The sequence below is a fragment of the Streptomyces sp. JN8 genome (assembly GCF_055808075.1).
Window position 1 is genome coordinate 5,444,008 of sequence record NZ_CM147852.1, and the last position, 12,479, is coordinate 5,456,486.

The following is a 12,479-nucleotide window of genomic DNA, read 5'->3' on the forward strand; positions in this document are numbered from 1 at the left end:
GTGAGTCAGCCCTTCACTCCGGTCAGTGTGACTCCCTCGACGAACGCCTTCTGGGCGAAGAAGAAGACGAGGATCACAGGGGCCATGACCAGGACGGTCGCGGCCATGGTCAGATTCCAGTCGGTGTGGTGCGCGCCCTTGAAGGACTCCAGGCCGTAACTCAGCGTGTAGGCCGCCGGGTTCTCGGAGGTGTAGATCTGGGGTCCGAAGTAGTCGTTCCAGCAGTAGAAGAACTGGAACAGGGCCACGGCGGCGATGCCGGGCTTCGCCATCGGAAGCACGACCTTGAGCAGGGTGCGCAGTTCGCCGCACCCGTCGATCCTGGCGGCCTCGATGTACTCGTTCGGGATGGTCAGCAGGAACTGGCGCAGCAGGAAGATCGCGAAGGCGTCGCCGAACGCCATGGGGACGATCAGCGGCCAGAGCGTGCCGGACAGGTCCATCTGCTTGGCCCAGAACAGGTACATCGGGATGATGACCACCTGCGGCGGCAGCATCATCATCGAGATGACGAGCAGCAGCGACAGGTGCCGGCCGCGGAAGCGGAACTTGGCGAGGGCGTACGCCACCGGGACCGAGGACACCACCACGAGGACGGTGCCGAGTCCGGCGTACAGCAGCGAGTTCCTCCACCAGTCCAGGAAGCCCGGGGTCCGGAGGACCCGGACGTAGTTGTCCCAGTGCCAGCTGTTCGGCGTGAGGTCGCGGGTGAGGGCCTGCTGGTCGCTCATCAGGGACGTCAGGAAGACGAAGACGAACGGCAGCACGAAGAACAGGGCCGCGGCGATCCCGAGGGAGTGCACGGCGATCCAGTGCAGGAGCGCCTTGCGGCGGGCCGTCTTCTCGGCCGCGCCGGCGGTCGTCCGGCGGACGGGCCGGTCGAGGGTGGTCGTGGAGGTCATGGATCAGTCACCCGAGCCGATCAGGCCGCCCCGCCGGCGCATGAGCAGCGCCGTGAAGGCCATGGAGAGGGCGAACAGGACGAGGGCCACGACGCTGGCCGCGCCGTAGTCGAAGCGGCCGAAGCCGAGGTTGTAGACGAGCTGCGGCAGCGTGAGCGTGGAGTCGTCGGGGTAGCCCGGTTCGAAGGTCTGGCCCGAGCCGCCCATCACCCCCGAGGCGACCTTCGCGGCCACGATCGGCTGGGTGTAGTACTGCATCGCGCCGATGATCCCGGTGACCACGGCGAAGAGGATGATCGGCGAGATGTTCGGCAGGGTGACGTAGCGGAAGCGCTGCCAGGCCGAGGCCCCGTCCAGCTCCGCCGCCTCGTACTGCTCCTTCGGCACGTCGAGCAGCGCGGCCATGAAGATGACCATGAGGTCCCCGACGCCCCACACGGCGAGGACGGTCAGGGCCGGCTTGGCCCACGCGGTGTCGTTGAACCAGGAGGGGGCGGGGATCCCGATGCCCTCCAGGAGCGAGTTGACCGGCCCCGTGCCCGGGTTGAGCAGGAAGACGAAGGCCAGCGTCGCGGCCACCGGAGGGGCCAGGTAGGGCAGGTAGAACAGGGTGCGGAAGACCCCCGCGCCGGTCTTGATCCTGGTGATGAGCAGGCCGATGCCGAGGCCGAAGACGACCCGGCAGGCGACCATGACCACCGCGAGCCAGAGGGTGTTCTGCATCGCCGGCCAGAACTTCGGCAGGTCGGAGAAGACGTAGTCCCAGTTCTCCAGGCCGCGCCAGGTCGGCGGGTTGAGCCCGTCGTACCGCATGAAGGAGAAGTAGACGGTGGAGACGAGCGGGTACGCGAAGAAGACGCTGAAGCCGATCAGCCAGGGCGACATGAACGCCGCGGTGCGAAGCGCGTTGCGCACGCGCTTCGACCGCAGCGCCGCCTGACGCCCGGCGAGGGTGTCGGACATGAGATACCGGCCCCGGGTCTTACTTCGCCTGGGCGATGTCGCGGTCGATCTGGGCGGCGGTGTCCGCGAGGCCCTTCTTCAGGTCCGGGACCTGGCCCTTCTCGTACTTCTGGGCGAAGTCCTGGAAGGTGTCCTGGTACGTGCTGCCGTTGACCGCGCCGTCCGAGGTGGTGGACGCGGGGTGGCGGGCGATGTCGAGGAAGGTCTTGAAGCGGGCGTCGAACTTCAGGTCCGGCGACTTGAGGGCCTCCAGGGTGGAGGGGACGTTGCCGATGTCGTTGGCGAAGTTCACCACGGCCTCGGTGTCCATCGTCATGTACTTGACGAGCTCCCAGGCCGCGTTCTGCTTCTTGCTCTGCGGGGCGATGCCGATGATCGTGCCGGAGAGGTAGCCCTTGCCGTACTCGGCCGCCTCGTCGTCGGCGACGGGCAGCGGCGCCACGCCGACGTCGAAGGTCACGCCGGCGTCCTTGATGAAGTTGAGCCGCCATTCGCCGTCCAGCTGCATGGCGACCTGACCGGTGTGGAAGGGGTGCTTGGCGCCCCACTCGTCTCCGAAGGTGGTGCGGTACCTGTCCAGCTTCGCGAATCCGCCCAGGCCGTCGACCAGCGACTTCTGGTAGGTGAGCATCTCGGCGAAGCCGGGGTCCTTGCCGAGGAGCGACTTGCCGTCCTCGTCGAAGTACCGGTGGTTCCACTGCGACATGTAGTGGCTGGGGACGGTCTCGTAGCCGAGGTAGTTCGGCATGAAGCCGAGCTGCTCGTAGCCGTCGCCCTTGGCCTTGGTGAGCTTCTTGGCGACCTCGGCGAACTGGGACCAGGTCTTCGGCGGGGCCTCGGGGTCGAGGCCGGCCTTCCGGAAGGCGTCCTTGTTGTAGTAGAGGCCGTACGCGTCGGAGAGCAGCGGCAGGGAGCAGCGCCTGCCCTCGAACTGGGTGTAGTTCTGGAGGACCTTCGAGAAGGTCTTGTCGAGGTCGACCTTGTCCTTCTCCAGGAAGGGCTTGAGGTCCGCCAGGGCGCCGGAGTGGCAGAACTTGCCGACGTTGGACGTGGTGAAGGAAGCGGCCACGTCCGGTCCGTTGGAGCCGCCCGCGCGCAGGGCCTGGCTGAGCTTGTCGTCGTTGATGTTCCCGACGACCTTGACCTTGATGTTCGGGTGGGCCTTGGTGAAGCGGTCGATGTTGTCCTGGATCGCCTTGACCTCGGCGGGCGCCGACCAGCCGTGCCAGAAGGTGATGGTCGTCTCGGCCTTGGGGTCGTCGGAGGCCGCGTTGTTCGCGGAGCCCGTACAGGCCGAGGCGAAGAGGGCTATCGAGGCGGTGGCGGCGAGCGCTGCGGCTGCTCTGCGCGGACGTGCGGGCATGACGGAGTCTCCCTGTGGCGGAGGGCTTACGGGGGAAGGGGGAACGCGGGGGTCGGTGGGTCAGCGCGAGGTGTCGAAGACCTCGGCCCGGGTGGTGGCGAGGGCGCTTTCGAGGGCGCCGCGCAGCACCGGGCGCCGGGGCACGGCCGAGAGGACGAGCCGGGGCCGGGAGGCGGCGAGGTCGGCCAGTTCGGACTGCACGCGCGCGCGGAGGGGTTCGCCGCCGGCGACGAGGACGTCGCCGGAGAGCACGATGAGTTCGGGGTCGAGGACGGCGACGATCGAGGAGAGCCCGATGGCGACGCGTTCGGCGTACCGGTCGAGCAGGTCCGCGTACCGGGGGTCCTCGCCGTGGGTCTCGACGGCCCGGGCGAGCAGCCCGCTCGCGACCGGCACGTAGGGCTGCTCGGGGGTGTCGATCCCGACGGTGCGGGCGATCCGGGGCACGGCCTGGACGCCGGCGAGCTCCTGGAAGCCGCCGGAGTTGGCCTTGGTGACCTGCCGTACGAGCGGGGTGCCGGGTACGGGCAGGAAGCCGACCTCGCCGGCGCCGCCGGTGAAGCCGCGGTGCAGCCGCCCGCCGAGGACGAGGGCGGCGCCGAGGCCCTCCTCGTTCCAGAGCAGGACGAAGTCCGCGTGGCCGCGGGCCGCGCCGACGCGCTGCTCGGCCACGGCGACGAGGTTGACGTCGTTCTCGTACTCGAACGGCATCGGCAGGACGGCGGCCAGCTCCTCCAGCAGGGTGGGGGAGTGCCAGCCGGGCAGGTGCGAGGCGTACCGGAGGCGTCCGGTGGCCGGGTCGAAGGCGCCGGGGGTGCCGATGACCAGGCGCCGGACGTCCTCGCGGGTGATGCCGGCGGCCTTGACGGCCCCGTCGAGGGCGTCGGTGACCTGGCGGACGACGCCGGAGGCGGCGCGGCCGGGGGTGCGGAGCTCGTACTCGCCGACGATCTCGCCGGTGATGTCGGCGACGGCGGCGTGGATGCGGAAGGGGTTGACGTCGAGTCCGGCGGCGTACGCGGCCCGCGCGTTCACCGCGTAGAGCTGGGCGTTCGGTCCGGGTCGGCCCGCGGTGGTGCCGGTGGCGACGACGAGGCCGGCCGCTTCGAGGCGGGCGAGCAGTTGGGAGGCGGTCGGCTTGGACAGGCCGGTGAGCTTGCCGATCCGGGTCCGCGAGAGGGGCCCGTGCTCTAGGAGCAGGTCCAGGGCCGCCCGGTCGTTCATGGCGCGGAGCACGCGCGGCGTGCCGGGGGTTCCCGGGGTCGTACCGGCCATGAGGTCGCACCTGCCTTCGGCTGCTGGTCGGGCCATTGTGCTGCCTCGCGGCGGCCCGCCTCTCCCACTTCACTGTTAGGAAAGTTTCCTATTTGGTGAGAGGAAAATAAGGCGGCCGTCACGGGGGCGTCAATACCCGGGCACGCGAGACGCCCCCGAAGGCAACCAAAGCGTTACCTCCGGGGGCGTCCCGGGTGCGCGTTCCCGCGCGCTGCTACTTGTTGAGGTCGGTCTTCGGCAGCGGGGTGGCCGCCGCGGACTGCGGCGAGGTCGCCGAGGCGAAGGCCGAGGGCGCCGCCATCCCCGCGGTCGGATCGGCCGCCGCCTCCTCGGCCTGCGCCGGGAGCCCGCCCACGATCCGGATGCCGGCCCGGTCCAGGCCCTGCTTGATCCGCCAGCGCAGCTCGCGCTCCACGCCCAGCGCCTTCCCCGGCATCGTCTTCGCCGAGACCCGGACGGTCATCGAGTCGAGCAGCACCTCGCTCAGCCCGAGCACCTCCACCGGGCCCCAGAGGCGCTCGTTCCACGGCTCCTCCTTGGCCATGGACTCGGCCGCCTCGACGATCACGGCCCGCACCCGCTCCAGGTCCTCGGTCGGCCGGACGGTCACGTCCACGGCCGCCGTCGCCCAGCCCTGGCTGAGGTTCCCTATCCGCTTGATCTCGCCGTTGCGCACGTACCAGATCTCGCCGTCCACGCCACGCAGCTTGGTCACCCGCAGGCCGACCTCCACGACCTCGCCGGAGGCCACGCCGGCGTCGACCGAGTCGCCCACGCCGTACTGGTCCTCCAGGATCATGAAGACACCCGACAGGAAGTCCGTCACCAGGTTCCGCGCGCCGAAACCGATCGCCACACCGGCCACACCGGCCGAGGCCAGCAGCGGTGCCAGGTCGATCTTGAAGGCGCCCAGGATCATCAGCCCGGCCGTGCCCAGGATCAGGAACGACGCCACCGAGCGCAGCACGGAGCCGATCGCCTCCGAGCGCTGCCGCCGCCGCTCGGTGTTGACGAGGAGTCCGCCGAGGGCCGTCCCCTCCACCGCCTGCGCCGAGCGGTTCATCCGCTCGATCAGCTTCGTGAGGGCCCGCCGGACCGCCATCCGCAGGAGCAGCGCGACGATCAGGATCAGCAGGATGCGCAGCCCCGTGTTCAGCCAGGTGGACCAGTTCTCCTCCACCCAGCTCGCCGCACTCGTGGCCTTCTCCGCCGCCTCGTCGAGGGTCACCGGAATGGGCTCGGGTTCGGTGGCAGCCGCAAGGGCGGACCAGGACACGGGTGGACCTCCAGGGCATCGCGTACGCAGAGCATCCACAGTAACGGGGCGTCGGACGTGGTCCCGTAGCGCTGTTCGAGGGAGAGACGGACCTCACCCGGGCAGACAGAGAGAAGACATGCCGATGTGGTCGAGAACACGCCGGGGCCGTCACCCCGATCCCGGCACGTGGTGGCGTTCCGACCAGGCATGAGGGGAGACTGAGAGCAGTTCGTCCCGGCGCGAGCCACGCGCCGCCGGCGTCATAGGAGGCATCCGTGCCGCATGTCCTGGTCCTCAACGCGTCGTACGAGCCGCTCGGCGTCGTACCGCTCCGCCGCGCACTCGTCCTCGTCCTGGAGAACAAGGCTCTCTGCCTCGAGGAATCCGGCGCCTTCCTGCACAGCGAGACCCAAGTCGTCCCCGCGCCCAGCGTGGTGCGACTGAAGCGCTTCGTGCGGGTCCCCTACCGGGGGCCCGTTCCCTTGACCCGCAGGGCGCTCTTCGCCCGTGACGGCGGGCGCTGCATGTACTGCGGGGGTGTGGCGACCAGCGTCGACCACGTCATCCCGCGCAGCCGCGGGGGCACGCACGCCTGGGAGAACGTGGTGGCGGCCTGCCGTCGCTGCAACCACGTCAAGGCCGACCGGCACCTGCGCGAGATCGGCTGGCGGCTGCGCCACCAACCGGCCCCGCCGACCGGTCTGGCCTGGCGGATCATCGGGACCGGACACCGGGACCCCCGCTGGCTGCCCTACCTCCAGCCGTACGGTGCCGACGACGTGATGGCCCGGATCGACTCCGCCGCCGACGCCCCCGCGAGGGCGCTGGCGACGGGTTGAGCCGGGCCTTTCGCGTCCGTGCGCGCCCCGACCTCCGCCCGCGGGCGCGGGGGCCGGGCGGGCGGCGACGCGGGCCGGGTGCGACGCGGGCCGGGTGCGACAGGGAGCGGTGCGCCCCTCAGGGGGCGGGCCGCTCCTCCGCCGTGCCCGCCGGCGCACCGCCCGGTCCGGCACCCGCGGCGGCGCCCGCCGACCCGCCCGCCGACCCCTCCGCCGGCTCCCCGGCGGGCCGCTCCGGCGGCTTCCCGCCCGCGGGCCGCTCCGCCCCGGCCACCGCGTAGGTCTCCACCGACCAGAGCGAGTACCCGTACCGGGTCGCCCGCTCCTCGCCCTGCACCCGCAGGAACCGCGTGTCCGCCGCGTCCATCCGGACCGACTCCCGGCCGCCCCGGCCCTCCGCCACCGTCGCGGCCGTGCGCCAGATCCGCCCGTCGGCCGAGACCTGGACCCGGTACCGCGAGGCGTACGCGTCCTGCCAGTGCAGCACCACCTGCCCTATCCGGGCCGGCTCCGGCAGCTCCAGCTGCCACCAGGCGCCGTCCTCCGCCGGCGAGGACCAGCGGGTGGCCGGATCGCCGTCCACCGCCAGGGCCGCCGGGAAGTCCGGCGTCTCGTCGCCTGACGAGGAGGCCGTCGCCGTGCGTGCCAGATCGGGGCCCGCCGTGCGCGGGAAGGCCCGCACCGTCAGCACCCGCTCCTCGCCCGCGAACGTCACCGGCACCCGGTACGTGCCCGCGGGCGCGTCCGCCGCCACCGACACCTCCAGCGGAACCGTCGACCGGGCGCCGCGCTCGACCACCGCCTGCCGCGGCAGCCGGACGGTGATCCCCCGGGGGGCCTTCGCCGACAGCGGCCCCCGCACCTCGCCCGCGCGCACACCCGACAGCTCGACGTCCACCCGCTGGGACGGACCGCCGATCTCCGCGTCCGTCTCCGTCCGGGCCAGGTCCAGCGCCGCGCGCGGCCCGTCCGCGAACCACGGCACCAGCGAGCGCACCGAGGGGGCCGGACCCCCGCCGCTCCACACGACCCGCAGCGCCTCCGCCCGCAGCCCCTTCAGCTCGGCCTGCGTCCAGCCGGACGCCGACAGCGGACCGAGCGGCCGCCACCCCTCGCCCTCGACGTAGGCCTCCACGCGCGCGTCCCCCGCGCCGTCCGCACCCGGCTCGGTCATCACCGTCAGGGTCTCCACGGGCCGCGCCCGGTCGAGCCGCACGGTGTACGAGTCGGCGGCGCGGTCGGTCCGCGCCGGGGGCGTCCGGTCGGCACCGGTCCAGGCCTTCGCCCGGTCCACCGCGCGTGTGAGGAACGGGTCGAGCACTCCCGCGCCGACCGTCACCCGGCCGGCCGACAGCTCCTCGCGCAGCGACTCCAGGGCCAACTGGGCCCGCCAGGCGGCCGCACCGTCCCCCGACTCCTGGGCGACCAGCATGTCGACGGCCGTCTCGCCGGCCAGGCCGTAGCGCGACAGCCGGCCGAGCCAGGGGCCCGTCTCGTCGTCGAAGGCGCCGCCGGCCGTGTCCTTGAGCCGCCCGGGGGCCTCGCGCATCACGGTGAACGCGGCCCGCAGGTCCCGGGTCGCCTTCTCCCGCCCGGGGCCCGCGTCGGCGGACGCGCTCGTACGGGAGGCCCAGAAGGCCGCCAGGAGCGGCTTCAGGTACGCCGACTCGGCCGCCGGGTCGAGCACGGAGGAGGCGCCGTTCCCCGCGAGCGCCCGCAGCGCCTCGCGGGCGGCGGGCTCCGGTCCGGCGAGGTCGTCGACGGCCGCCCGCCAGGACTCCGCCGGCCGGTAGCCGCGCGGGTTCCAGGCGTAGTCGGCGGTGGTGAAGAGCGGGACGCGGGAGGCCGCGGGCTGCTCCATCGCGAGTGCGAGGAAGGCCGCCGAACCGGCGGCCACGGCCGGCTCCCGGCCCCGCGCGGGCCCGAGGAAGAGCCGGTCCTGCGCGTAGTCGTTGACCGGGTAGTTGTCCATGGTGACCAGCGGACGCCCCAGGGCCGCCCGGGTCCGCGCCAGCTCGCCGCCGGTGATGGAGCGGGGCACGACGCCGACCCCGGTCCACGCCACCCGCACGTCCGCGTCCAGCTCCTCGCCGAGCCCGCTGCGGTACTCGGTCGCGCCGTCCTGGAAGTACTCCGTCGGCATCACCGTCAGCGGCTCGGCGTCCGGGTGCCGTTCGGCGAGGTGCCGGGCGACCGTGTTCGCCACGCGCGCGTGGGCGGCGGCCGCGGCCGCGGGCCCCCGCCCGAAGGCGTCGGCGTCCCGGTCGCAGTGCCACTCGTCGTACGAGGAGTCCTGGAACTGGAGCTGGAAGGAGCGCACCCCGAGCTCCCACATCGCGTCGATCTTCCGGGTCAGCGCCGCCAGGTCGGCCCGCGAGGACAGGCACATGGACTGGGCGGGCGCCACGGCCCAGCCCAGCGTCACGTGGTTGGCCCGGGCCCGCTCCGCGAGGGCCCGGAACCCGGCCTGCTGCTCGGCCGGGTAGGGGTCGCGCCACTGGGCCTTCCGGTACGGGTCGTCGCCCGGCGCGTACAGGTAGCGGTTCTGCTTGGTCCGCCCCAGGAAGTCGATCTGCGCGAGGCGCTGCGCGGCGGTCCAGGGGGTCCCGTAGAACCCCTCGACGATCCCGCGCTCGGCCGTGCCGGGCCAGTCGCGGACGACCACGCCGGGGACCTCCCGCCCGGTGCCGAGGAGCTGACGCAGCGTCTGCACGGCGTGGAACAGCCCGTCGCCGCCCACCCCGTCCAGGACGACCGTGTCCCGGCCGCCCGGACGGCCCGTGGCGAGCCGGTAGCCGCCGCGCGGGAGGTCGAGGCGGTCGGGCACCCGCAGGGCGCTCAGGACGTCCTCGGCGCCCTCGCCGGAGGGGCCCGCGACCCGCAGGACCGGTCCGCGGCCGGGCAGCCCGGTGTGGACGGTCCGCACCCCGGCGGACCGCAGCAGCTCGCGCAGGGCGGCGAGGGCGTACGGATCGGCGCCCTCGTCGGCGAGCAGCGTCACCTCGTCCCCGAGCGGCACCGCGGACCCGGAGGCCGTCAGCGACTGCGGACGCGGCCAGACCGCGGGCACGCGCGCGGAGGCGTCGGTCCGGGGGACCGCGGAAGGAGCCCGGGTCGAGGAGGCCGTGGGCGCGACCGGGTCTCCCGGCGCGAACGGCGCCGCCTCCGGACTCCCGGCCGGGACCACCCCCGGGACCGCCTGCGCCGCTCCCGGCACCGCGCCTCCGAGGAGCCCTCCGATGACGGCGGCGGCGACGGCCGTCGCCGCGCGCCTGCTGCGCCCGAGGTGCCCGAGGTGCACGGGTGTCTCCCTTCGACCGGAGGCCGCCGGCCGCCCGCCGGTTCGGTAACGACTGGGTCACGACCCCACCACCCGTCGCACTGGGGTGTCAATGCACATGGCCGATGTGTCGGCTTTGCCCGGCCGTTCGACGGCGAGGTGACGTCACTCCGCCACATTCCGCCGGTAAAACGAGATGCGGTGGGTAGGGCTCAGTCGTTACCCAGATCCCACCAGTCGAGACGAACCGGGAGATCCCCGTGACCACGACCGCCCAGCACCTCGGACGGATACGGATTCCGCAGCAGACGGCACCGGCCGGCGAACCGCTGACCAGCGAGCCGCCGCTGCCCGACGCCGAGCCCCTCACCAGCGAACCGCCGCTGACCGTGGCGGCCCCCCTCACCAGCGAACCCAGCGCCCCAGGAAGTGCGGGCACGGAGTCCCCCGGAGTGTGAAGTGACCCTGGCCCGCCTCGCCGCCCGTCACGGCGTCGCCACCGCCTACAGCCCCTCCGCGGGCGTCACCGTGCCCGTGCCGGACGCCACCGTGGTGGCCGTCCTCGGCGCGCTCGGCGTGGACGCGACGACCCCGGACGCGGTCGCCGCCGCCCTCGACGCGGCCGAACGGACCGACCGGGAGCGCCTGCTGGCCCCCACCCTGGTCCGGTGGCGCGGCACGGAACCCGCCCGCCCGCCGGCGGACCTGCCGGACGGCACCCGGCTCCGGGTCACCACCGAGGACGGCGCCGTCGTCACCGGCGACGACTGGGAGGGGCTGCCGCTCGGCGTCCACACGGCCGAGGCGGAGGCCCCCGACGGCCGCACCGCCACCGCGACCCTGATCGTCGCCCCCGCGCGCGTGCCCGCCCCCGAGCGGCGCGCCTACGGGCTGCTCGTCCAGCTCTACTCGCTGCTCTCCAGCCGCTCCTGGGGCATGGGCGACCTCGGAGACCTGCGCGAACTCGCCACCTGGGCCGGGCGCACCCACGGCGCGGGCTTCATCCAGGTCAACCCGCTCCACGCGGGCGTGCCCGGGGCGCCCAGCGACCCGTCCCCGTACCGGCCGTCCTCGCGCCGCTTCCCCGACCCGGTCCATCTGCGGATCGAGGCGATCCCCGAGTACGCGCTGCTCGGCCCCGAGCGCCGCGAGGAGCTCGACCTGATCCTCGCCGAAGCCGCCGACCTGCGCGAGCGGGTCCTCGGCAAGGGCGCGGCCATCGACCGCGACGCCGTGTGGGAGGTCAAGCGGCGGGCCCTCGAACTCGTCGTGGCCGGCGTCGAACCCGGCCCCGGCAGACGCGCCGACTTCCACGACTTCCTCGCCGCGCGGGGCCGAGCCCTGGAGGACCACGCCACCTACCAGGCCCTCGCCGAGCGCCACGGCCACCACTGGCGGTCCTGGCCCGAGGAGCTGCGCACCCCGCGCACGGCCGAAGCTGCCGTCCGCGACGACCCCGGCCTCGCCGCCCGCGTCGACTTCCACTGCCGGCTGGCCTGGCTGACGGACCGGCAGCTCGCCGACGCCGCCGCGGCCGCCCGCGAGGCCGGGATGGAGATCGGGATCGTCCACGACCTGGCGGTCGGCGTCCACCCGGAGGGCTCCGACTCCTGGGCCCAGCAGGACGCCTTCGCGGCCGGCATGTCGGTCGGCGCCCCGCCCGACGCCTTCAACTCCCGCGGCCAGGACTGGGGCCTGCCGCCCTGGCGGCCCGACGCCCTGGCCGCCGCCGGCTACGCCCCGTACCGCGGACTCCTGCGCGAACTCCTGCGCCACGCGGGCGCGCTGCGCATCGACCACGTGATGGGCCTGTTCCGGCTCTGGTGGGTGCCGGAGGGCCGCGAGCCCACCGAGGGCACCTACGTCCGCCACGACGCCGAGGCGATGCTCGCCGTCCTCGTCCTGGAGGCCCACCGCGCCGGCGCCCTCGTCATCGGCGAGGACCTCGGCACGGTCGAGCCCGGCGTACGGGAGCGACTCGCCGCCCGCGGGGTGTTCGGCACCTCCGTGCTCTGGTTCGAGCGGGACTGGGCGGACTCCGGCCGCCCGCTGGCCCCGGCCGAGTGGCGGGCCGACTGCGTGGCCACCGCCACCACCCACGACCTGCCCCCGACCGCCGCCCGCCTCTCCGGCGACCACGTCGCCCTGCGCCACCGCCTGGGGCTGCTCCCCGGCGACCTGGCGCGCGAGCGGGCCGCGGACGCGGCCGAGACCGCCGAGTGGCTGGGCCTGTTCCAGCGGCTCGGGCTGCTCCCCGAGGGGCCGGGGTCGGAGGAGGCCGCGATCGGCGCCGTCCACCGGTTCCTGCTCGGCACCCCGGCCCGGATGGTCGGGGTCTGGCTGCCGGACGCGGTGGGGGACAGGCGGCCGCAGAACCTGCCGGGCACCTGGGACGAGTACCCCAACTGGCGGCTCCCGCTCGCGGACGCGGACGGGCAGCCGATGTCCCTGGAGCGCCTCGCCGCCTCCCCGCGGGCGCACGCCCTGCTCCGCGAACTCCACGCCCGTACGGCCGTCCAGGAGGCGGACGGAGCGGTCTGACGGGTGCGGCGCGGGCCTCCCGGACCGCCCGCGCCGGGCCCCCCGACCCCCGTACGGC

9 protein-coding genes are annotated in these 12,479 nt (G+C 73.8%); 3 read left to right on the top strand and 6 right to left on the bottom strand.

The window, feature by feature from the left end; genetic code table 11:
• Nucleotides 1-5: 5 nt before the first annotated feature.
• The 5 genes from ACY0MR_RS23980 to ACY0MR_RS24000 form a co-directional block, all read right to left on the bottom strand.
• Nucleotides 6-902, bottom strand: coding sequence for a carbohydrate ABC transporter permease (locus ACY0MR_RS23980; protein WP_388798711.1), 897 nt, complete (start codon nucleotides 900-902; stop codon nucleotides 6-8).
• A gap of 3 nt (nucleotides 903-905) precedes the next feature.
• The gene (locus tag ACY0MR_RS23985; protein WP_392043079.1) at nucleotides 906-1,865 is read right to left on the bottom strand and encodes a carbohydrate ABC transporter permease; all 960 of its coding nucleotides are present in this window, start codon (nucleotides 1,863-1,865) and stop codon (nucleotides 906-908) included.
• Between the two features lie 19 nt (nucleotides 1,866-1,884).
• On the bottom strand, nucleotides 1,885-3,228 hold the full coding sequence (locus ACY0MR_RS23990) for an ABC transporter substrate-binding protein (RefSeq protein WP_392863570.1): 1,344 nt from the start codon (nucleotides 3,226-3,228) through the stop codon (nucleotides 1,885-1,887).
• Between the two features lie 60 nt (nucleotides 3,229-3,288).
• Nucleotides 3,289-4,503, bottom strand: coding sequence for an ROK family transcriptional regulator (locus ACY0MR_RS23995; protein ID WP_388798720.1), 1,215 nt, complete (start codon nucleotides 4,501-4,503; stop codon nucleotides 3,289-3,291).
• Between the two features lie 214 nt (nucleotides 4,504-4,717).
• Nucleotides 4,718-5,779 carry a mechanosensitive ion channel family protein gene (locus tag ACY0MR_RS24000; protein WP_404082524.1) on the bottom strand — a complete coding sequence of 354 codons (1,062 nt, stop codon included), beginning with the start codon at nucleotides 5,777-5,779 and terminating at the stop codon, nucleotides 4,718-4,720.
• Nucleotides 5,780-6,036: 257 nt separating this feature from the next.
• Between ACY0MR_RS24000 and ACY0MR_RS24005 the strand changes: the two genes are divergently transcribed.
• Complete coding sequence (locus tag ACY0MR_RS24005) at nucleotides 6,037-6,600, top strand: HNH endonuclease (RefSeq protein ID WP_361859672.1); 564 nt, start codon at nucleotides 6,037-6,039, stop codon at nucleotides 6,598-6,600.
• A 118-nt stretch (nucleotides 6,601-6,718) separates the two neighbouring features.
• Here the strand turns inward: ACY0MR_RS24005 and ACY0MR_RS24010 are convergent, their stop codons facing one another.
• Nucleotides 6,719-9,901, bottom strand: coding sequence for a beta-N-acetylglucosaminidase domain-containing protein (locus ACY0MR_RS24010; RefSeq protein WP_473555268.1), 3,183 nt, complete (start codon nucleotides 9,899-9,901; stop codon nucleotides 6,719-6,721).
• A gap of 239 nt (nucleotides 9,902-10,140) precedes the next feature.
• Here ACY0MR_RS24010 and ACY0MR_RS24015 point away from each other — a divergent pair, with 239 nt between their 5' ends.
• A complete protein-coding gene (locus ACY0MR_RS24015) occupies nucleotides 10,141-10,338 on the top strand; it encodes a hypothetical protein (RefSeq protein ID WP_148004101.1) in 198 nt (65 codons plus the stop codon).
• Nucleotide 10,339: 1 nt separating this feature from the next.
• A complete protein-coding gene (gene malQ / locus ACY0MR_RS24020; RefSeq protein WP_473555271.1) occupies nucleotides 10,340-12,421 on the top strand; it encodes a 4-alpha-glucanotransferase in 2,082 nt (693 codons plus the stop codon).
• Nucleotides 12,422-12,479: the final 58 nt, after the last annotated feature.